Source organism: Lutispora sp., assembly GCF_041687175.1.
Taxonomy (GTDB): Bacteria; Bacillota; Clostridia; order Lutisporales; family Lutisporaceae; genus Lutispora.
In genome coordinates this window covers 1-21,231 of the sequence record NZ_JAWLCK010000046.1, presented here as the reverse complement: position 1 = coordinate 21,231, position 21,231 = coordinate 1, and the positions used below count along the sequence as shown (strand labels likewise).

20 protein-coding genes and 1 tRNA gene are annotated in these 21,231 nt (G+C 35.3%); 19 read left to right on the top strand and 2 right to left on the bottom strand.

From position 1 onward, the window contains the following. Window positions 1–75 precede the first annotated feature (75 nt). The 6 genes from scfB (at window position 76) to ACESM9_RS08390 (ending at window position 4,390) form a co-directional block, all read left to right on the top strand. On the top strand, window positions 76–1,434 hold the full coding sequence (gene scfB / locus ACESM9_RS08415; RefSeq protein WP_372997219.1) for a thioether cross-link-forming SCIFF peptide maturase: 1,359 nt from the start codon (window positions 76–78) through the stop codon (window positions 1,432–1,434). 16 nt (window positions 1,435–1,450) lie between these two features. Further along, a complete protein-coding gene (gene pduL, locus ACESM9_RS08410) occupies window positions 1,451–2,026 on the top strand; it encodes a phosphate propanoyltransferase (protein WP_372997217.1) in 576 nt (191 codons plus the stop codon). Further along, complete coding sequence (deoC, locus tag ACESM9_RS08405; RefSeq protein WP_372997215.1) at window positions 2,023–2,679, top strand: deoxyribose-phosphate aldolase; 657 nt, start codon at window positions 2,023–2,025, stop codon at window positions 2,677–2,679. Before pduL ends, deoC begins: the two co-directional genes overlap by 4 nt. A gap of 118 nt (window positions 2,680–2,797) precedes the next feature. Continuing rightward, window positions 2,798–3,976 (top strand): PLP-dependent aminotransferase family protein, encoded by a 1,179-nt coding sequence (locus tag ACESM9_RS08400; RefSeq protein WP_372997214.1) that lies wholly within the window; start codon window positions 2,798–2,800, stop codon window positions 3,974–3,976. 71 nt (window positions 3,977–4,047) lie between these two features. After that, window positions 4,048–4,206, top strand: coding sequence for a rubredoxin (rd, locus tag ACESM9_RS08395; RefSeq protein WP_372997212.1), 159 nt, complete (start codon window positions 4,048–4,050; stop codon window positions 4,204–4,206). A 110-nt stretch (window positions 4,207–4,316) separates the two neighbouring features. Next, window positions 4,317–4,390: transfer RNA gene (locus ACESM9_RS08390), tRNA-Gln, on the top strand. A 295-nt stretch (window positions 4,391–4,685) separates the two neighbouring features. On the opposite strand, the gene ACESM9_RS08385 is transcribed toward ACESM9_RS08390, so the two are convergent. After that, a complete protein-coding gene (locus ACESM9_RS08385; RefSeq protein WP_372997210.1) occupies window positions 4,686–4,835 on the bottom strand; it encodes a hypothetical protein in 150 nt (49 codons plus the stop codon). A gap of 665 nt (window positions 4,836–5,500) precedes the next feature. Here ACESM9_RS08385 and ACESM9_RS08380 point away from each other — a divergent pair. The 11 genes from ACESM9_RS08380 (at window position 5,501) to ACESM9_RS08330 (ending at window position 17,855) form a co-directional block, all read left to right on the top strand. Continuing rightward, a complete protein-coding gene (locus ACESM9_RS08380) occupies window positions 5,501–6,658 on the top strand; it encodes a DUF3798 domain-containing protein (RefSeq protein WP_372997208.1) in 1,158 nt (385 codons plus the stop codon). 96 nt (window positions 6,659–6,754) lie between these two features. Next, entirely contained in the window at window positions 6,755–8,362 is a 1,608-nt protein-coding gene (locus ACESM9_RS08375; protein ID WP_372997206.1) for a sugar ABC transporter ATP-binding protein, read from the top strand. Further along, complete coding sequence (locus ACESM9_RS08370) at window positions 8,363–9,406, top strand: ABC transporter permease subunit (protein WP_372997204.1); 1,044 nt, start codon at window positions 8,363–8,365, stop codon at window positions 9,404–9,406. Continuing rightward, on the top strand, window positions 9,403–10,509 hold the full coding sequence (locus tag ACESM9_RS08365; RefSeq protein ID WP_372997203.1) for an ABC transporter permease subunit: 1,107 nt from the start codon (window positions 9,403–9,405) through the stop codon (window positions 10,507–10,509). Before ACESM9_RS08370 ends, ACESM9_RS08365 begins: the two co-directional genes overlap by 4 nt. Window positions 10,510–10,562: 53 nt before the next feature. Beyond that, window positions 10,563–11,660: a M24 family metallopeptidase gene (locus ACESM9_RS08360; protein ID WP_372997201.1), complete on the top strand. Its 1,098-nt coding sequence runs from the start codon at window positions 10,563–10,565 to the stop codon at window positions 11,658–11,660. A gap of 374 nt (window positions 11,661–12,034) precedes the next feature. Beyond that, on the top strand, window positions 12,035–12,685 hold the full coding sequence (locus ACESM9_RS08355; protein ID WP_372997199.1) for a hypothetical protein: 651 nt from the start codon (window positions 12,035–12,037) through the stop codon (window positions 12,683–12,685). Between the two features lie 66 nt (window positions 12,686–12,751). Further along, window positions 12,752–13,798, top strand: a complete 1,047-nt coding sequence (locus tag ACESM9_RS08350; RefSeq protein ID WP_372997197.1) for a P1 family peptidase — start codon at window positions 12,752–12,754, stop codon at window positions 13,796–13,798. 1 nt (window position 13,799) lies between these two features. Beyond that, window positions 13,800–14,498, top strand: a complete 699-nt coding sequence (locus ACESM9_RS08345; RefSeq protein WP_372997195.1) for an aspartate/glutamate racemase family protein — start codon at window positions 13,800–13,802, stop codon at window positions 14,496–14,498. Window positions 14,499–14,522: 24 nt separating this feature from the next. Next, window positions 14,523–15,320, top strand: a complete 798-nt coding sequence (locus ACESM9_RS08340) for a M55 family metallopeptidase (RefSeq protein ID WP_372997193.1) — start codon at window positions 14,523–14,525, stop codon at window positions 15,318–15,320. Between the two features lie 113 nt (window positions 15,321–15,433). Continuing rightward, entirely contained in the window at window positions 15,434–16,336 is a 903-nt protein-coding gene (locus tag ACESM9_RS08335; RefSeq protein ID WP_372997191.1) for a D-alanine--D-alanine ligase, read from the top strand. Between the two features lie 76 nt (window positions 16,337–16,412). Beyond that, window positions 16,413–17,855 (top strand): PLP-dependent aminotransferase family protein, encoded by a 1,443-nt coding sequence (locus tag ACESM9_RS08330; RefSeq protein ID WP_372997189.1) that lies wholly within the window; start codon window positions 16,413–16,415, stop codon window positions 17,853–17,855. A gap of 22 nt (window positions 17,856–17,877) precedes the next feature. Here the strand turns inward: ACESM9_RS08330 and ACESM9_RS08325 are convergent, their stop codons facing one another. Then, complete coding sequence (locus ACESM9_RS08325) at window positions 17,878–18,831, bottom strand: NlpC/P60 family protein (RefSeq protein ID WP_372997187.1); 954 nt, start codon at window positions 18,829–18,831, stop codon at window positions 17,878–17,880. Window positions 18,832–18,998: 167 nt separating this feature from the next. Here ACESM9_RS08325 and ACESM9_RS08320 point away from each other — a divergent pair, with 167 nt between their 5' ends. Then, complete coding sequence (locus ACESM9_RS08320) at window positions 18,999–20,282, top strand: sensor histidine kinase (protein WP_372997185.1); 1,284 nt, start codon at window positions 18,999–19,001, stop codon at window positions 20,280–20,282. Between the two features lie 4 nt (window positions 20,283–20,286). Then, window positions 20,287–21,189, top strand: a complete 903-nt coding sequence (locus ACESM9_RS08315; RefSeq protein WP_372997183.1) for a response regulator — start codon at window positions 20,287–20,289, stop codon at window positions 21,187–21,189. The last annotated feature ends 42 nt before the right edge of the window (window positions 21,190–21,231 follow it).

Sequence of the window (21,231 nt, the reverse complement as noted above, 5' to 3'; positions counted from 1 at the left end):
ATTATGCTGTTTGACAGAGAAATCATTATGATATAGAATTAGTAATGAAAATTTGTTATAGAGAGGACTTACAGAATGATACACAAGTATAAAATGAATGGTATGAACATTGTTTTAGATGTAAACAGTGGAGCCGTCCATATAGTTGAAGATATAGTTTATGATATTTTGGATGTGCTTCTAGAACCATCGAATACCGAATTGGCTCAGAAACTGGAGAATAAATATGGGAAAGATAAGTTCGAAGAAGCTTTACAGGAAATAATGGAGCTGAAAGATGAAGGGTTGCTCTTTTCTGAAGATACATATAAGGATGCAGTTCTATCAAAAAAGAATGATTTTCAAATCAAAGCAATATGTTTAAATATTGCTCATGATTGCAATATAAGATGTGGATATTGCTTTGCTTCTACAGGCGATTATCATGGCGGAAGAAAACTAATGCCTCTTGATGTAGCTAAGAGAGCCATAGATTTTCTTTTAGAGAATTCAGGGAGTAGAAAAAGACTGGAAGTTGATTTCTTTGGCGGAGAGCCAATGATGAATTTTGATGTAGTGAAGTCAACAATAGAATATGGTAGAGAACAAGCTAGGCAGCATAACAAGAGTATAGGCTTTACTATGACCACAAATGCAACTCTTTTAGATGACGAATCTATAGAGTACTTGAATGAGAATATGGACAATGTTGTACTTAGTATAGATGGAAGAAAATATATTAATGATAATATGAGAAAAACTATAAATAATAAGGGAACCTATGATATAATTTTATCAAAGATCAAGAAGTTTGTGGAAAAGAGAGGCGATAAAAGCCATTATATAAGAGGAACTTTTACCGCTTATAACCTAGATTTTGCCAATGATGTACTTGCACTTGCCGATGAAGGGTTTAAGGAAATTTCCATAGAGCCTGTCGTAGCTTCTCCAGAAATGGACTACGCTTTAAAAGAAGAGCATCTGGATAGAATAAAGGAGGAGTACGAAAAGCTTGCAAAGAAGATGATAGAATATGATAAGTCGGGTAAGCCTTTTAAATTCTATCATTATTTAATAGATTTAGATGGAGGGCCTTGCGTATATAAAAAGGTATCTTCCTGTGGTGCTGGTCATGAATACTTTGCCGTTACCCCTGATGGAGACTTGTATCCCTGCCATCAGTTTGTTGGAAGAGACGGATATATTATGGGGAATGTATTTTCAGGAATTGAGAACAGAGAGCTTCAGAAAAATTTCTCCAGTAATTCTGTGTACCATAAGGAAAAATGTGGTGAATGCTGGGCTAAATTTTATTGCAGCGGTGGCTGCCAAGCTAATGCAGATGCATTCAATAAAGATTTAAAGGTACCTTATGAATTGGAATGCAAGATGCAGCGTAAGAGAATTGAGTGTGCAATAATGCTAAAAGCACACTATTCTACAATAGATAATTAGTATTAGGAGGGTATTTATGGAAAAATTTGTACCGGTTGCTATGTCCAACCGACATGTTCATGTAAGCAGAAAGGATTTAGACATACTTTTTGGTGAAGGGTATGAACTCACAAATGTAAAGGATCTTTCACAACCTGGTCAGTATGCATGTGAAGAAAAGGTTGATATTGTTGGTCCTAAGTCTACACTAAAGGGTGTTAGAATACTAGGACCTGTAAGACCTGCTACACAAGTAGAGATTTCTAAATTTGATGCGAGAACCATGGGAGTTGAAGGTGTTGTAAGGGCATCTGGTAACACTGCAGGTACTCCAGGTTGTATTTTAGTTGGCCCCAAAGGTCAAGTAGAGCTAAAAGAAGGAGTTATTGTTGCAGCAAGGCATATACATATGCATACTGATGATGCTCCTAAATTTGGATTAAAGGATAAGGATATTGTAAAAGTAAGAGTGGGTAAAGAAAGAGCTGTTGTATTTGAAAATGTGGTAGTAAGGGTACATCCTGAATATGCTCTTGATATGCACATAGATATTGAAGAAGGTAATGCTGCTGGAATAAACAATGGAGATCTGGGGGAAATAATAAAAGAATGAAGGATCTAGCTCCATATATTGATCATACTATTTTGAAGCCCGAGGCAAGTGAAGAGGATATAGCAAGGATATGTAATGAAGCACTTGAGTATGGTTTTGCTTCGGTATGCATCAATCCATGCTATGTAAAGCTTGCTTCTAGTATACTAAAGAATTCTTCAGTCAAGGTTTGTACTGTAATTGGCTTTCCTTTGGGAGCCAATACATCAATTGTAAAAGCTTTTGAAGCTGAAGAAGCAATACAAAATGGTGCTCACGAAATCGATATGGTATTGAATATAGGTGCTCTTAAAAATGGCGATCTTCAATATGTAACAGAAGATATTGCTGCTGTAGCCAGGGTATGCAAGGGCAAGGCTTTGCTTAAAGTTATCATCGAAACCTGCTTGCTGGAGGATGATGAGAAGGTAGAAGCTTGCAAAGCAGCAAAGCTTGCCGGAGCTGATTATGTGAAGACATCTACAGGTTTCTCAAAAGCAGGTGCAAGAGAGGAAGATGTAGCCCTTATGAGAAAAGTCGTAGGAGATGATATGGGGGTAAAAGCTTCAGGTGGCATAAGAGATCTGGATACTGCTTTAGCTATGATAAGAGCCGGAGCTACTCGTATTGGGGCAAGTGCCTCTATAAATATTATGAAGGAACTGGACAAATAGGATTAATTCTTATTTGTCCTTTTATTTTTTGTATAGCTTTAAAATAAAATATGATGTACAATATTGTTGGAGGATATCACTAAGGATGGCGGGAAAAAATTTTAGGGGGTTTTTATAAATGTCTGTAAAATATGCAAAAAGAATGGATTACATCAAAGGTTCAGCTATCAGGGAACTGTTAAAACTGACAGAACAGCCTGAGATCATTTCTTTTGCAGGAGGTTTACCAGCACCTGAATTGTTTCCCATTGAAGAGATGAAAGAAGTCTGCGTCAGAGTATTAGACACAGATGGAAAAGCAGCATTGCAATATAGTCCTACAGAAGGTTACATGCCACTTAGGAAAATTATTGCAGAGAGAATGAAAAAATCTGGAGTAGAAATTTCACCAGAGCATATACTAATTACAAGCGGCTCTCAGCAAGGTCTAGATTTTTGCGGTAAAGTATTCTTAGATGAAGGAGATACTGTTATTTGTGAAAGCCCAAGTTATCTAGGAGCATTAAATGCCTTCAAGTCTTACTTGCCTAAGTTTGTGGAAGTTGAAATGGACAAAGATGGCATGAAGATGGATGAACTTGAAAAAGCATTGCAGGCAAATCCTAATGCAAAATTCATTTACACAATACCAGATTTCCAAAATCCAAGCGGAATCACCATGAGTGTGGAAAGAAGAAAGAAACTTGTTGAACTGGCAGTAAAATATAATGTTCCAGTAGTAGAAGACAATCCATATGGAGAGCTTAGATTTGAAGGCGAAAGACTACCAGCAATAAAACATTTTGATACAGAGGGCATGGTAATTTTCTTAGGTACATTCTCTAAGATTTTTTCTCCCGGCCTAAGAGTTGGTTGGGTTGCCGCCTCACCTGAAATAGTAAGAAAATATGTATTAGTTAAACAGGGAGCAGACTTACAAAGTAACAGTATGGCACAGAGAGAAGCAGCAGCATTTGTGCAAATGTTTGATTTGGATGCTCATATCAATAAGATCATAGAAGTGTATAGAAAAAGAAGAGACTTGATGATAGAGACAATGGAAAAGGAATTTCCTGAGGGTTTCACATTCACATACCCAAATGGAGGTCTCTTTACATGGGTTGAAATGCCTGAAGGTGTAGATGCAGCAGAAGTTTTGAAGAAAGCTTTAGAAGAAAAAGTTGCATTCGTACCAGGAGGTTCCTTCTATCCAAATGGCGGCAATGAAAATCACTGCAGACTGAATTATTCCTGCATGCCTGAGGATAAAATAGTAGAGGGTATAACAAGGTTGGGAAAAGTTTTCAAAAAACTTTAAATTAATCTAGAATTATTATCCGCTTGATGCTATAATCTATATACAATATTTGAAGCCGAGGAGGTAGTAAAATGGATAAATGGGTATGCACAGTATGCGGATATGTATATGACCCAGAGGCAGGCGATCCTGATAGCGGCATAGCTCCTGGGACAGCTTGGGAAGATGTGCCTGAAGATTGGGTTTGCCCTTTGTGTGGCGTAGGCAAGGATGATTTTGAGAAAATGTGATGATAAAAGGTGCCATAGGCACCTTTTATGTTACCTCTATAAGAATTCTTAAAATTACATGTTGCAAAACCTACAAAAACATGATAAGATATATTTCGTTGATGAAATATTCCCGGTTTGTGTAACGGTAGCACAACTGACTCTGGATCAGTTTGTCGAGGTTCGAATCCTTGACCGGGAGCCAAAATGATAATAATACCTGCAAAGTTAAATGCTTTGCAGGTTTTTTGTTTTGAATATCTTCTCCTACTGCCTGTAGGAGAAAAAAATAACCAAGACCTATTGGTACATCCATGATGCTCATGATAATATGATAAGCTTGGAAGACTGCAGCGGATACAGAGTAGTAATAGCTGTTGGAATAATAGAGCTATTTTGCAAAAAGTGCTATTAATATAAACAATGCAAAAAAAGCTTGATTAGAATTCTATATTAGGGGAAAAAGCTCTATATTTATGTGGGTTATATTCGACTAATGCTTATGCCAGAAACCCAAGACTGGATAATATGGCCATGAACATTGCTATTACTCCTATTATTCTTCTTTTTCTTAATGCAAAAATCAAGAAATAAGAAAAACCGATTATACATATTATCATTAAAATAATTCTTAATACAACCGGAATCATAAAGAGAGAACAACTCCATGCAACTTAGATAATAAAACTGATTTGGGTTAACTTCTTTTAGTTTATTAATAAGCAGATAATTTATGTATCGGGGATGTTTTTTTGAATATATAACAGTTTATTTATAGCCAATAGATGAAGATACTCTATTGGCTTTTTTATGCGGTGAAATAAAAGAACGAAGATACAGATAAAACAACACCATAGCATGTAACTTAATTATAATAGCTCTAAAAGTTATGTTGATAGTATTGATTTTGATGAGATTAAAAGATATTTAGATATAGCTAAAATAGTGGGAAAAGATTTTGACATTATGCTGGAAGCTGAATACAAAAACCTGGCTTTATTTTAGCTGTCCAACAACTAGAGAAACTGGAAGGCATCAGAAAAATCAACGAAGGTGAATTCAGGTATATTGATCATTCTAGGGCATATATAAACAAATAAAAAAAACTATACATAATAAAAAAAATTAATAATATTTATATATTGATTAAATTTTTAGAAGGAAAATTTTAATATATATAGGATATATATTCTATACGAAATATTCTGAAATATATAATAATTAGAATTTATTGGAATTGTATAAAGATTAGTTAAAGAAAAGGACAACCTTTTCTTTCTAATATAAAACATAAAATTTATGGAGGGGATGTATTTTGAAAAGAGTTTTAGCATTTATTTTGATTGGACTGATGATTTTTAGCTTGGTAGCATGTTCCAGCCCTGCACCTGCAGAGCAACCTCAGGAGCAAGCTACATCTGCTGAGCCAGCAACTGAAGAAAATGCAAAATTCAAGATCGCGATTTATACCAACACTGTATCACAAAATGAAGAAGAATTCAGATCAGGCGAGGCCGCATTAGAAAAATATGGACCTGAAATGATAGTAACTCAAACTATGCCTGATAACTTTATGAAAGAGCAGGAGACCCTGATTGCAAATGCACTTGCTCTTGTATCAGATCCAGAAGTTAAAGCTTTAATAATGAACCAGGCTGTTCCTGGTGCAGCAGCAGCATTTGAAAAAGTTAGAGAAACAAGACCAGATGTGTATCTAGTAGCAATAACTCCCGGTGAGACCGATGTTATATCAGATAAAGCTGATTTAGTATTACAGCCTGATGAGCTTTCAATGGGTTATGCTATTCCAGCACAAGCAAAAAAGATGGGTGCAAAAACATTTGTACATTACTCATTCCCAAGACATATGTCCTATCCTATGCTTGCACAAAGAAGAGATATATTCAAAGAAGAATGTGAAAAGCTTGGTATGACATTTGTTGATGCTACAGCTCCGGACCCGACAGGTGATGCAGGTATACCAGGAGCACAGCAGTTTATACTTGAGGATGTACCAAGAAAAGTTAAAGAATACGGTAAAGATACTAACTTCTTCAGTACAAACTGTGCAATGCAAGAGCCTCTCATTAAGGCTTGCCTTGAAACAGGAGCAATAAATGCACAGCAATGCTGCCCCAGCCCGTATCATGGATATCCTGGAGCTCTAGGAATAGATGTCCAGGGACATGAAGGAGATGTTGACTATCTAGTAGGTCAAATAAAAGCTAAGATAGCTGAAAAAGGTGGCACAGGAAGATTCTCAACTTGGCCAGTGCCTTTCAGCATGATGTCTACAGCTGCTGCAGTTGAATATGTAAAAGGATATATAGAAGGAACTATAACCAACAAGATCGATGTTGAAGCTTTGAAAAAATGCTATCAAGAGGCATCCGGCGGATTTGATTTAGAATTTTCTAATTATGATAATAAAGATAATTTCATTCTAGTACTTTCTGACTACATAACATTCTAACAGAAGCTGAAGTAAATCATGCATCTAATTAAGGTTGCCGGTTTGCCGGCAACCTTAACTTAATGATTGAAGTTATTTACTAAAAGGAGGGCTCCTATGGAAGCGAAAAATGTTATCGAACTTAAAAATATAGAGAAGGAGTATTTCGGTAATAAGGTGCTAAAAGGCGTAAACATGACGGTTAAAGAGGGTGAGATCCATGCCTTGGTAGGTGAAAATGGGGCTGGTAAATCCACACTGATGAATATTATTTTTGGTATGCCCGTAATACATAGTACTGGTGGATATAGCGGAGAAATAATCTTCAATAGTGAAGCAGTTGAGATTAAAACACCAAAGGACGCAATGGATTTAGGTATCGGTATGGTGCACCAAGAGTTCATGCTGCTTCCAGGGTTTACAATAACAGAAAATATTAAACTTAATAGAGAGATTACTAAACATAACCCAGTGAGCAGATTTTTAGGACCTGCTTTAAAATCTCTAGATGTTTCTGCAATGAGGAAGGACGCTCAAGACGCTCTTAAGAAGCTGGGAATGAATGTGGATGACTGGTTACCTATAGCCGGTTTGCCTGTAGGGTATATGCAATTTGTTGAAATTGCAAGAGAAATAGACAAAAAGAATATAAAGCTTTTAGTTTTTGATGAACCAACAGCAGTTTTGGCAGAAAGCGAAGCGGACAAACTATTAGATGCCATGAAAAAACTTGCTGATAGAGGTATAGCCATATTATTTATAACTCATAGGTTAGATGAAGTATTAAAGATAGCAGATAATATAACTGTTTTAAGGGATGGAGAACAAGTAGGACAAATAAAAAATGAAGATGCTACTATAACAAATATTGCTCAGATGATGGTAGGCAGAAAGGTTGAAAGGATAGAAAGGAATACCAGAACCAGCGAAGAAAAAGAAGAAGTTATTATGTCTATAAGAGATCTATGTGTCGATATGCCTGGTGAAATGGTGCATAATGTTAATTTGGATATAAAAAGAGGAGAGATACTTGGCATTGGTGGTTTAGCAGGCCAAGGCAAAATAGGTATTGCAAACGGTATAATGGGTTTATATAGTGCTACCGGAGAAGTTATAATGAATGGTAAAAAGTTAAAATTAAACGACCCTAGGGAATCAATTGAAAATAGGCTTGCCTTTGTATCAGAAGATAGAAGAGGTGTAGGATTACTCCTTGATAATTCAATAGAATTGAATATAGTTATGACAAGCATGCAAATACAAAGCAAATTTTTGAAACCCTTCTTGGGTGCAAAGTTTTTGCTTATGCAGGATCATAAAGCCATAAGAGCATGGGCAGAAAAAATGATTAAAGAACTGGATATTAGATGTACTGGTCCTACTCAGTATACAAGAAGGTTAAGTGGAGGAAATCAGCAAAAAGTATGCATAGCCAGAGCCTTGACTTTAGAACCTGAATTACTTTTTGTTTCAGAGCCTACTAGAGGTATTGATATAGGTGCCAAAAAACTAGTCCTAGATTTATTGGTGAAGTTAAATCAAGAATTAGGTATGACAATTGTTATGACTTCAAGTGAACTTGGTGAATTAAGATCTATATGTGATAGAATTGCGATAGTTTATAATGGAAAAGTCCAAGGAGTGTTAAGTCCAAAGGATTCAGATGTTGACTTCGGTCTCATGATGGCAGGCAAGTATGATCTGCTCTCAAAGGAGGTTATGTAGATGAAAAACCTATGGAAAAAGTCTATTGAGCGCTATGGATATCCTAAAGTGTACATTACCATATTTCTTATATTGTTATTAATTATAGCTGTTATACAGAAACAAAGTATTCCTGATTTATTAATTGATTCATTAATTAGAATAGGCATGAACAGCATACTAGTGCTTGCGATGGTTCCTGGAATAGTTTCCGGTACAGGACTTAACTTCGCCTTATCCATAGGTATACTGTGCGGTATACTTGCAGGATGCATAGCTATCGAAATGAGGCTTGTAGGTTTAACCGCTTTTTTAGTAGCAGTTTTAATTAACATTCCTTTGGCAGTTGTTGCAGGATATTTGTACGGACTCCTTTTAAATAGAGTAAAGGGAGACGAGATGACAGTAGGTACATATATGGGATTTTCTATGGTTTCGCTTATGAGCATAGGTTGGCTTGTTCTTCCTTTTAAGAATCCTGATATGGTGTGGGCAATCGGAGGCAGAGGTCTTAGGGTTACTATCACCCTTGTTGATAAATATGATAAAGTCCTTGATCATTTGATTAAATTTAAAGTTTTCGACAGGAATCTTCCTATAGGTACGTTGATTTTCTTTGGTATTTGTTGTTTATTAATGTGGTTGTTTCTTAGATCCAAAACTGGAGCTGCTATGATTGCTGCAGGCGATAATCAGAAATTTGCAGAAGCTTCAGGGATTAATGTTAATAAGCAAAGAATGATTGGAGTAATTATTTCCATGATCTTGGGTGGCATCGGTATCATTGTATATGCGCAGAGCTACGGTTTCTTCCAATTGTATCAAGGTCCTTTGATGATGCCTTTCGTAGCAATATCAGCCATACTAATTGGTGGAGCAACAGCTAAGAAAGCATCGATTGGAAATGTTATTTCGGGGGTTATACTTTTTCAGGCCCTATTGACAATATCATTGCCAGTAATAAACAAGATGATGCCTGAGGGAAACTTGTCGGAAGTCATAAGAATAATTGTAAGCAATGGAGTTATTCTTTATGCCTTAACCAAGATGGGAGGTAATGAATGATGAGCACAAAGATAGAGTTAAATGATAAGAAGGAGAAAAAATATGATATTAAACAGTTAATAGTTAGAAACTCAGTTCCTATAATGTTTATAGTCATATGTCTTGGTGGCACAATTGCTTCTAAGCTTGGTCCAGCGTATGTATTAAATGAACTCATTGCTCGACTGGATAGAAATCTTCTATTGGTTCTATCACTTATTATACCTGTATTAGCAGGGATGGGGCTCAACTTTGCTCTGGTTATTGGGGCAATGGCAGGGCAGATTGGTCTTATAACCATAAAAATATTTGATATCGGTGGTCTTCCAGGTATTCTAGCTGCTACTTTAATTGCTACACCATTTGCTATAATCTTTGGATTAGGTACAGGATCCATATTAAATAGAACAAAGGGTCAAGAAATGATAACAAGCCTAATCTTAGGTTATTTTGCCATGGGTTTATATCAGTTGGTTTTTCTACTTCTCATGGGAACGCTCATACCTGTTAAAGATCCAGAGATTATACTACCTGGAGGAATAGGCTTGAAAAATGCAATTGATTTAAATCTCATTAAATATTCTTTAGATAAAATTTGGCAGCCTGCTATAATGGGGGTAAAAATACCAGTTGTATCTTTCATCATAATTGCATTCTTCTGCGCAGTAATATGGTTTATAACAAGAACTAAACTGGGACAGGATTTTAGAGCCTTAGGACAGGATATAAATATAGCTAAAGTATCCGGTATAGATGTTGATAAAACCAGGCTTATTGCAATAACCATTTCAACTGTTCTAGCTGCTTGGGGACAGATAATGTTTTTGCAAAATATTGGTACCTTGCAGACATACAGCAGCCATGAACAGGTTGGTATGTTCGCTGTAGCAGCAATTTTGGTTGGAGGTGCTTCGGTAACAAAAGCCACTATAGGAGAAGCCATCTTAGGAACTATATTATTCCACACTTTGTTTATAGTATCTCCTAATGCTGGTAAAAACCTCTTGGGAGATTCACAGATAGGAGAATTTTTCAGAGCCTTTATTGCATATGGCGTAATTGCTATGTCACTAGTGCTTCATGCTTTCCAGAAAACAATAATGAGCAAGGCAAAACGAGATTGAATTGGGGTTTAAGCATGTCAATATCATAGCATATAACGATTGGAGGTCTTAAAATGCTAGATAAGTCAAGACTGAATAAATTAGTCGATATTCTTATAGAAAAAAATGTTGATGGATGTCTGATGGGTCCAAGCCACGATGTGGAGTACCTGGCAGGAATAAAACCTTTTTCCGATGAAAGATTCAGAGGGTTTTACGTATTGTCTGACGGCAGATGGTTTTTCATATGCCCCGAGTTATACTATGAAGAAGTAAGAGGAGCTTTAGGAGAGGAAGCCCATATATATGTTTGGTCTGATGGAGAAGGCGTCCTAGGATGTTTTGAGAAGGCTAAAGCAGATTATAGCCTTGATGGTAAATCATTAGCAATAAACGAAGGTGTTAGAGCCATTGACTTAATCGATATGTCAGAATATATGAAGTGCAGATACATAAACGGAGATGCCATTTTCGAAGAATTAAGGATTAAGAAGAGTGAAGAAGAAGCAAAGCTCATGGCAGAAGCAGGTAGAATTGCAGATAGAACTTTCGAAGGAGTCATTAAATTTATTAAACCTGGTGTGTCTGAAAAAGAAATAGCCAATAAAATAAAAGAATTATTGATAGAGTTTGGCGGAGAAGAATTATCCTTTGAACCTATAGTTGCTTCTGGTCCCAACAGTTCCAAACCCCATTATAACGATGATAAGAGAATTATTGAAGAACAGGATATTATAGTATTAGACTTTGGCTGCAGGTATAAGGGATATTGCTCAGATACCTCAAGGACAGTGTTTGTAGGTGAACCTACGGAAGAGCAGAAGAAGGTTTATGAGATATGCCTGAGAGCAACTACAGAAGCAAAAAAAGCAGTTAGAGAAGGTATAGCTGCGGAAGAAGTAGATAAAGTTGCCAGAGATATAATCACGAAAGAAGGTTACGGACAATATTTTATTAATAGAACAGGTCACGGTATAGGAATGGCAGTACACGAAGCACCTTATATAAAGCATGGCAACAAGCAGATATTGGAGACTGGCATGTGTTTCAGTGTTGAGCCGGGCATATATATACCAGGCAAGTTCGGTATGAGAATTGAAGATATAGTAATGGTAGATGGAGATAAAGCAAGGGTATTCAATAATTCTAACAGGGATATGGTTATATTATAAAAAAGTTATTTTAAGAAAAAGCTTATTAAGCAGTTGTATTTATACAAAAAAGGCCTTGGTAATTTCCAAGCCCTTTTTTATTATTAAAGTGCACCACGCATTCGAGCATGTTAAAAATACATCTAAAAACACTTGAGAAATAAGATTAAGACTGATTCCTAAGACAATTCGGATTGCATATATCTTTCCCTATTCCTTTATGCTCGTTAGTATACCTTCCCATGATTATAGCACTTTATAATCATGGGAAGTAAATATTGTATAGCCATCATTATTTAGGTAAAATATTATAGCAGCTTAATGATATATGTAGACTATAAAGATAATTGAGCAAAATGCTGCAAGATTTAAACCACATAGAGGGGAGTATTAGATTGAAAAAGGGAGACTTCATATGGGGATTTGGTTTATTGATATGGATATTAATTTTGGTTTTACCTGCGTCTCGAGAGGTATTTATTTCTGCTACAGAATCCTATCCATATATAGGAGGTTTTATAAAATTTGCAGTTTTGGCAACCATGGGAGACCTGATAGGTATACGAATAATTAGGGGTAACTATATTATGCCAAAGGGTGTTATTTATAGAGTTTTTGTCTGGGGTGTCATTGGACTTATGGTTACTCTAGTATTTACAATTTATATGGGCGGCGTAGCAGCGGCTCAGGCTGTAGGAAGATTGCCTTTTAATGGTTCTAACATAGCTCAAGCATTATTTGGAAGTGCGATAATGAATCTAACCTTTGGACCTATGATGATGGCATTTCATAGGTTCACCGATATGTATATAGATACAAAATATGAAAAGCCAGGGGTTAAGATTACTTTAGGAGATCTTATAGATAAGATTGATTGGCATTCTCTTGTGGAATTCAGCTGGGTTAAGACTTGCACATTATTCTGGATACCGGCACACACAATAGTATTCCTGCTGCCAGGACAATATAGAGTGCTTGTTTCAGCTTTCTTGTCCATAGCGCTGGGCTTATTATTAGCCATGGCAAAGAAGGGGAAGAAAACATAGGATATCTAAGAAAAGTGTTGATGTTCAACATTTAGAGTGATATTGTAAAGAGGAGGGCGTATACTGATGATAAAACAAAAAAGGATAGAGGACTATGGCATATCCATTGGACGACTCCCAAAGGGAAAGTATAACAAGATTACCGATGTAGATGGCATCAGAGTTGGACATTGTACTATAGATACTAAAGAAAACAAGACAGGTGTGACAGTTATTCTCCCTATGGAAGAAAACATATATACTAATAAACTTGTGGCAGCTTCTTATGTTTTAAATGGTTTTGGAAAGACATTAGGCCTTGTACAGATAGATGAGCTTGGAACACTAGAGTCAATTATAGCACTGACTAATACTTTAAATGTAGGTCTCGTTCATGATGCAGTGGTAGAATATATGATTGAGCAATGCAATAAAGAAAATGTGAGGCTAGAGTCAGTAAATCCTTTGGTTTGTGAGTGTAATGATAGCTATCTGAATAATATTCAGAATAGAGCAGTGAAGAAGGAACATGTATATATGGCTATAGAAGAAGCTTGTGTTGATTTTCAAGAGGGAGATATAGGAGCCGGGAAGGGAATGAGTTGCCACCAACTAAAGGGTGGAATTGGATCTGCTTCAAGGATTGTAAAGCTTGATGACAAGGACTATACTGTTGGGGTTTTGGTTTTATCCAACCATGGCAGACTTGAGGATCTTACGATAAACGGTGACAGAATAGGTAGCAGGATTTCAGAGGAAAAAGATATTAAGAACTGTATTGATAAAGGTTCAATCATATCCATCATTGCTACAGATATACCTTTAAGCAGCAGACAACTGAGAAGGATCTGCAAAAGAGCTGGTGTAGGATTGGCAAGACTAGGCTCATATATTGGGCATGGCAGCGGTGAAATCATGATTGCCTTTTCTACGGCTAATGTTATTAGGTCTTATCAAAAAGGTGATATAGTTGATGTGAAAGCTCTAAAAGAAGACAAAATTGATGTTGTTTTCAGGGCAGTTGCAGAATGTGAAGAAGAAGCAATTTTGAATTCTATGATCACCAGCGGAAAAGTAACAGGTTTTAAAGGAAAGACCAGAGAAACATTAAAGGATTATATTGAGGTGAAGTAAAATGATTCTTGGAATTATGGGAGGCATGGGACCGGCGGCGACCTGTGATATATATAATAAGATAATTCAGCTTACTCCGGCAACCTGCGATCAGGAACATTTGCACATTATCATAGACGGCAATTCAAAAATACCTGATAGAACAAAGTTCATCTGTGGAGATGGTGAAGACCCAAGAATTGAAATGATAAGATCGGCAATCAAGTTGGAGATGATGGGAGCAGATTATATAATCATACCTTGCAATACAGCCCATTATTTTTATGATGATATTATAAAATATACTAAGGCAACAGTCCTCCATATGATTAGAGAGACTGCAGCTTATTTAAAGATGTCTAAACCTGGCGAGGAAAATTATCTGCTTCTTGCTACTGCAGGCACATATAAGGGAGGAATATATAAAAAAGTATTTAGGGAATTTGATTTAAATATTATAGAACCTGATGAAGAAGATATCAGAATTGTTATGGAGTGGATATATGCTGTTAAGTCAGGTAAATTTGATGTTAGTCTAGAAACCTTTCAAAATTATGTAGAAAAATATATGCCTAATAAAGAAATACCTATTATATTAGGGTGTACTGAATTGCCGCTCTTAGCTGATAAGATAGGCGTAAGAAACGAGTGTGTTGACCCAGTATCAATACTCGCAAAGCGATGTGTTGAGATTGCTCAAGAGTTTATAGATAAGAAATAAATAATTACAGAGGAGGCAGAAATCATGAAGGTATTTATTAGTGCTGATATGGAGGGTACTACTCCAACTATCAGATGGGATGAGTGTGATTATGAAAAGAAATTTTACAGTTTCTATGCTGAGCAAATGACAAGGGAAGTTGTAGCAGCTTGCGAAGGTGCTATTAATGCAGGAGCAGATGAGATAGTTATAAAGGATGCACATGAAACTGCTGCTAATATAGATATTACAAAACTGCCCGAATGTGCAACTTTGATAAGAGGTTGGTCAGGTCACCCATATTCTATGGCATTTGGCATCGATGGCAGTTTCGATGCAGCTATGTTTATAGGCTATCACAGCGCTGCAGGAAAAGAAGGTAATCCTCTATCCCACACCATGAGTGGTAAACCCTTGTATATAAAGATGAATGGAGAATATTGCAGCGAATTTATGCTCTATAGCTATGCTGCTGCATTGGAAGGCGTGCCTACGGTATTTTTATCAGGAGATAAAATGTTATGTGAAGATGGAAAAAAGCTTCATCCTGGATTATATACAGTAGCAGTAAAGGATGGTGTAGGTTCATCAGCAGCCTGCCTATCTACAACAAAAGCATTAAAGCTTATTAAAGAAAATGCGGAAAAAGCATTAAAGCAAGATTTGGAGAAAGCTAAGATAACTTTACCTAAACATTTTAGTGTAGAGATTTGCTTCAAGGAACATACTTATGCTCATAAAATATCATTCTATCCGGGCATGAAAAAGTTAAACAGCAATACAGTGTTGTTTGAAACTGATGATTATTTTGAAGTTCTCAGGATGGTAAGCTTTGTATTATAAACAACCATACCAGTTACAATGTAAAAAACTATTGATGTGGTTCTAATAAATAGTCTGTTGTCATGCTAAAATGATAGCAGACTATTTTAATGATATAAATGGATGGTGTTTTTATGAGAATTGGAGTAATCATGGGTGGTATATCTTCAGAAAGAGAAGTATCGTTAAACACAGGGAGAGAGATAGTAAGCAATCTGGATAAAAATAAATATGAGGTAGTACCAATAATCATTGATAAAAAAGAAGACATAATTGAAAAAACAAAAGATATTGACTTTGCATTTATAGCTTTACATGGCAAGTTTGGAGAGGATGGTATAGTTCAGGCAGTTTTGGAAACATTGAACATACCCTATTCAGGCTGTAATCCTTTGGCCAGCGGAATATGCATGGATAAGAGCATTACCAAGAGCATATTAAAGACTGCGGAAGTGAATACAGCAGAATGGCTTATAATAAACAGTATTGATGAGTTAGATTTGAGAAAGATTGCTGAAATTGGATATCCAGTAGTTGTAAAGCCTAATAGTGGAGGATCCAGTGTTGCCACATCGATAATAAAGAGTGAAGAGGACATAAAAGAAGCTGTAACTGAAGCTTTGAAATGGGATCGAGAAGTTATGATAGAAAAGTATATAAAGGGTGAAGAAATAACATGCTGTGTAATGGATGGAGAGCTTCTTCCAGTTATAGCTATAAAGCCAAAATCCCATTTCTTTGATTATACATCAAAATATGCAGATGGCGGAGCTGATGAGATAATCATTGAATTAGATTCACCTATTAAAGAAAAAGTAGAGGAGGCAGTTCTTAAATGTTGGAGACAGCTTAAGTGCAGTGTGTATGCCAGGGTTGATATAATAATTGGAGAAGATGATATATATGTGTTGGAGATAAACACCTTGCCTGGACTTACTAAAAACAGTTTATTTCCAAAGAGTGCAAAGGCCTATGGTTTAAGTTTTTCGGAGTTATTAGATAGAATAGTGGAGCTTTCTATAAAAGAAAGAAGCTGATATCCTTTATTTTTGACTATAAATATGTAAAAATGGTAATAGAATTGCTATTACCATTTTTTTTTGAGGTGAAAAAATGTTTCACAATATCGAACTGGATAAGAGTCAACCTATATATATTCAAATAAAAAATTATTTCAGAACCATGATTGCCAAGGGGATGCTGCAAAAAGGTGAAAGGTTACCTTCTACTAGAGAACTTTCTTCAGCATTAAATGTAAGCAGAAACACAATAATTTCTGCTTATGAGTCCTTGGTTGATGACGGTTTTATAAACATAATTGAAGGCAAGGGAGCCTTTGTTTCTGATGTCAATGTAAGCACAAATCCAGGCTGGTCTACTGATTGGACTACAAGAATAAACAAATATGCAATAGAAGCGAGAGAATTAGATATTGTTAAGCATGAGGCATCTTGGGAAAAGGGCATGATTCCTATGAGCAGCATTTCGCCAGATCCCGAATTATTTCCAATGGAGGATTTCAAAAGAGCCTTTATGAATATTATTTCCTTTGAAAGCTATAAAATACTGAACTATGGTTACGCACAGGGATATAAGCCATTTATTGATTTCCTTATGGAGTATATGGAGAGCAAGGGAGTAAATACGAAAGGGAAAAACATACTTATAACCAATGGGTTTACAGAGGCATTTGAGATTCTTATATCATCTTTAACGAATGAAGGAGATTATATACTTTGTGAAAACCCTACTCACAATACAGCATTGAAGATAATGAGGCTAAAAAAGCTTAACGTATGTGGTGCACCGATGGAGGATGATGGAATAAGCCTGGAAGATGTAGAAAAGATTATACAAAGCAATAAGATTAAATTGGCTTATATAACCCCTTCCTATCATAATCCAACAGGTATAACAATGCCTTGGGAAAAGAGAATGAAACTATTTCAAACAATAATGAACTACAGTATTCCCATTATTGAGAATGGATTTAATGAAGAGTTGAGATATTTCGGATCTCACATAGCACCAGTTGCAGCAATAGGTGGTGAAGGCAATGGTGTCATATATATTGGAAGCTTTTCTAAAGTACTTTTTCCTGGCCTAAGAATCGGCTGGATTTTTGGAGACAGATATCTTATAGATTACCTCGAGAGTGTAAAGAGGAGTAGGAACATTCACACTTCATTTATGGACCAGGCTGTTATGTATCAATTCTTTAAAGAAGGTTATTTTGAAAAGTATATAAAGAAAGTAAGAAGGGTTTACAAGCAAAAATATGAAAAAGTAGTAGCTGCTGTAAGAAAGTACATTCCAGATGCTAAACTCTATGGTGATGGAGGATTGCATGTTTTTATAAAACATGAAGGCATAGATTCTAGACAGTTATTAGAAGAATGTATAAAACATAATGTCATATTCACACCGGGTGATATTTTCCATATAAACAATGAGGGTAGAGATTCCTTTAGATTAGGATTTTCGAGAGTAAGGGATGAGGATATGGAAATAGGAATAAGTGTTATTGGTTCTAAAATTGAAGAGATGAAAAAATAAAGGATGGTTTTAGTCCCATCCTTTATTTCGGCTTAACATTGTATCTTCTAGCACCTAAATATCTACGCAAATAATAGCTGGAATTTAAACTTGTAATCATAATTTTTTTACTGCCTGAGCTGGCATGTATAAATTGGTTGGACCCAACATATATGCCTACATGACTTGGGCCTTTTTTATATGTACTGAAGAACACCAAATCTCCGGGTTCTAAATTTTCTTTTGAAATTTTTTCTCCTGAATTAAACTGGGAACTTGCACTATGTTCTAAATTAACTCCAAAACTCTTAAATATGTATTGTGTAAAGCCTGAGCAATCAAACCCTTTGGGAGTGCTTCCTGCCCACTTATATTTAACTCCTAAGTATTGCTTTGCATAATCAACTATTTGTTTACCTGCTGTCCTCCTGCTCAAAGCAGCTCTATCAGCCTCATATCTATCATAGGCTGTATACAGTTTTATTAGGGTTTGCTGTTCTGCAATACCAGTAGCTTCTAAACCCTGGTCTGTCTGAAACTTTTCTATGGATGTTTTTGTCAACTCATCATATGCACCATTTATTTCCCCTTCATAAAAACCTAGATTTGTGAGCTTTTTTTGAAGGTCTGCTACAATATCTCCATGATCGCCTAATTGCAATGTCCTATTTGTTTTTTCAAAAAGAATAAGTTGTTGAATTTTCATGTTTATGTACTTTGCTGTTTCCTTACCTACAATTCCATCAACCTTTATATCAATAGATTTTTGAAAATCTAAAACGGCCTGTTTGGTTTTATCTCCAAAATAATTTGTAAATTCATTACCTTCAAAGAATCCTAGTTTTGAGAGTTTTTCTTGAAGTTCGAGGACATCGGGACTTGTCATTTTATATTTCAAAACAGTATCTCCTAAGTCAGCGTATAGATATGTTGGTACAAACAATAAAAAGGCAAAAATGGCAATAAAAAATACAACAGTTCTAAACCAACCGTACAAATCGACACCCCCGAATTGTTTTTTTGAAAAATAATACAAGGAAGTATTATATATTAAATTATACAACAGTTTGTCCTGTTTTTGAAGTATAATTATAATAAAGATTTTACAAAAGAGTCTGACAATAATAAAATAAGAATAAGAATATGCTTTAGGATGTGCGCATTATGAGTAAAAATATGAAAGAGATGCTCCTTGTAGCTGTTTTCACTGCTATATTAGGACAAATTAATTTTTATCCTTTTGGCACAGAGTTCAGAATAACTATAGCAGTAATATTGTTTCCATTTCTATTATTGTACTTCAGAAATCTGACCATTGCTGATACAGCTGTGGCAGTTGCAGTATTCGTAGTGATTACCAGAGTAGTTATAGATGTATCGCTCCAAAGACTTGGTTTTGAAGCTGCGCTTTATAGACATATACCGTCGTCTTTTTTCTATATCTGTTATGGTATAACTATTGACCGACTTAAATTTAGAGCTCATGCAGACAAGCCTCTCCAATTCCTATTAGTTTTAATATTTGCGGATATAGCATCAAATTTTTTAGAGTTAATACTTAGAAATCATTTTATTTCAAATCCTTTCGAACCTATATTAAAAACAGTGGTAATTACAGCTATAATTAGATCAACTATAATTCTATGCTTATATTGGATAATAAAATCATATAACCTTATTATAACCAAAGAAGAACATCAAAGGAGGTACCATGATCTTCTCCTTATCACAGCCAAGATGAAATCAGAAATATTTTTCTTAAAAAAGTCTATGCAAGATATAGAAAATGCAATGGGCAAAAGCTATGGAATTTATAACAAACTAAATGATACAAACATTTTGCTTAAAGAAGACATAGAGCAAATCAAATCCGACTCTTTGGAATTGTCTATACAGATACATGAGATTAAAAAAGACTATAATAGAATAGTGCTCAGCATGGAAAAAATACTCCCTGCAAGAGAAACGAGCAATACAATGAGAATCAGCGAAATTTTCAACATTATACAAGGCTTATTTGCCCGCTATCTGGAGGGGCTTAATAAGGATGTCAATCTATCATTCAAAGTAAAAGATGATTATGATACAGATAAGTACTTTATAATAATCTCTATTTTGAACAATCTTATTCAGAATTCAATTGAAGCTTGTATTCATGATAATTCATATGTAAATGTTATTAGCGAATTGGACGATGATAAAGTAATTTTCAGAGTTGTTGATAATGGAAAAGAAATACCTGAAGAAGCAAAAGAATTGATTTTTGAGCCTGGCTATACTTCTAAATATGATCCTAATACAGGTCTGGTATCGACAGGTCTCGGACTTGCCCATGTGAAGATGCTGACAGAATATTTAAATGGTTTTATAAGAGTTAGTTCTCAGGGCTCAGAGGAAAAGGAATTTATACTTACTTTTTCAAAGAAAGATATAATAAGCGGGAGGTAGTTCAATGCATAGCTTTATAGTCATAGATGATGATAGAAGCATTAGAAGTGTTTTGATGAAAATAATTGAGCAATACGATTTAGGTGAAATTATAGGAGAAGCAGATAATGGAGCTGCAGGAGAGGAAATGATAATAACTCATAGGCCTGATATTGTTATAATTGATTTGCTGCTGCCTATGAAAGATGGCATTACAATTGTAAAAAAAATAAAGTCCTTAGATATAAAAACTGTCTTCATTATGCTATCTCAGGTCAGCTCTAAGGATATTATAGGTAAAGCTTACGAAAACGGTATTGAGTTCTTTATTAATAAACCAATTAATGTCATAGAAGTTGTAAATGTTATAAAGAGGGTAAAAGAATATATAACTCTCAGAAGAACATTTCAGACAATTGAATCAGCAGCTCTTCAATTGAAGAAGGATGAGTATTCTAGTGAAAACAGCAATATAGATAGATACAAAAAGCTACTGAATCAAATCTTATCTGATATTGGTATTATAGGAGAACTAGGTAGTAAAGATATTGTAAAAATTTGTTTAGTTTTTATCAAGGACAGAGAATTAAACAATGAGCTCGAAGAGATGCAACTTTCTGACTTGTTTAGAATAGTAATTGAAAGAAGTCCTTATGATTCTAAAAATATTAATATGGATAGTAAAGCCATTGAAATGAGGATAAGAAGAGCAGTGTCTAAAGCAATGAAAAATGTGGCTACCTTAGGTATTGAGGATTTTGCAAATGAAAAGTTTATGCTTTATAGTTCCTCTTTATTTGATTATATAGAAATAAAGAATGAAATGGATTATATAAGAGGCAAGAGCAAAACAGGTGGCAAAGTCAATGTAAAAACATTCATCAGAAGGCTTCTGGTGATGTTGGAAGAATATGAAAACCCCTTTTAGCTTGTACAAAGTTTCCTAATTTTCTAACAATATTGTTAGTTT

Excerpts from the sequence above, each read along its gene's own strand:
- scfB (WP_372997219.1), top strand. The coding sequence starts at position 76 with ATGATACACAAGTATAAAATGAATGGTATGAACATTGTTTTAGATGTA.
- pduL (WP_372997217.1), top strand. The coding sequence starts at position 1,451 with ATGGAAAAATTTGTACCGGTTGCTATGTCCAACCGACATGTTCATGTA.
- deoC (WP_372997215.1), top strand. The coding sequence starts at position 2,023 with ATGAAGGATCTAGCTCCATATATTGATCATACTATTTTGAAGCCCGAG.
- ACESM9_RS08400 (WP_372997214.1), top strand. The coding sequence starts at position 2,798 with ATGTCTGTAAAATATGCAAAAAGAATGGATTACATCAAAGGTTCAGCT.
- rd (WP_372997212.1), top strand. The coding sequence starts at position 4,048 with ATGGATAAATGGGTATGCACAGTATGCGGATATGTATATGACCCAGAG.
- ACESM9_RS08385 (WP_372997210.1), bottom strand. The coding sequence starts at position 4,835 with ATGATTCCGGTTGTATTAAGAATTATTTTAATGATAATATGTATAATC.
- ACESM9_RS08375 (WP_372997206.1), top strand. The coding sequence starts at position 6,755 with ATGGAAGCGAAAAATGTTATCGAACTTAAAAATATAGAGAAGGAGTAT.
- ACESM9_RS08370 (WP_372997204.1), top strand. The coding sequence starts at position 8,363 with ATGAAAAACCTATGGAAAAAGTCTATTGAGCGCTATGGATATCCTAAA.
- ACESM9_RS08365 (WP_372997203.1), top strand. The coding sequence starts at position 9,403 with ATGATGAGCACAAAGATAGAGTTAAATGATAAGAAGGAGAAAAAATAT.
- ACESM9_RS08360 (WP_372997201.1), top strand. The coding sequence starts at position 10,563 with ATGCTAGATAAGTCAAGACTGAATAAATTAGTCGATATTCTTATAGAA.
- ACESM9_RS08350 (WP_372997197.1), top strand. The coding sequence starts at position 12,752 with ATGATAAAACAAAAAAGGATAGAGGACTATGGCATATCCATTGGACGA.
- ACESM9_RS08345 (WP_372997195.1), top strand. The coding sequence starts at position 13,800 with ATGATTCTTGGAATTATGGGAGGCATGGGACCGGCGGCGACCTGTGAT.
- ACESM9_RS08340 (WP_372997193.1), top strand. The coding sequence starts at position 14,523 with ATGAAGGTATTTATTAGTGCTGATATGGAGGGTACTACTCCAACTATC.
- ACESM9_RS08335 (WP_372997191.1), top strand. The coding sequence starts at position 15,434 with ATGAGAATTGGAGTAATCATGGGTGGTATATCTTCAGAAAGAGAAGTA.
- ACESM9_RS08330 (WP_372997189.1), top strand. The coding sequence starts at position 16,413 with ATGTTTCACAATATCGAACTGGATAAGAGTCAACCTATATATATTCAA.
- ACESM9_RS08320 (WP_372997185.1), top strand. The coding sequence starts at position 18,999 with ATGAGTAAAAATATGAAAGAGATGCTCCTTGTAGCTGTTTTCACTGCT.
- ACESM9_RS08315 (WP_372997183.1), top strand. The coding sequence starts at position 20,287 with ATGCATAGCTTTATAGTCATAGATGATGATAGAAGCATTAGAAGTGTT.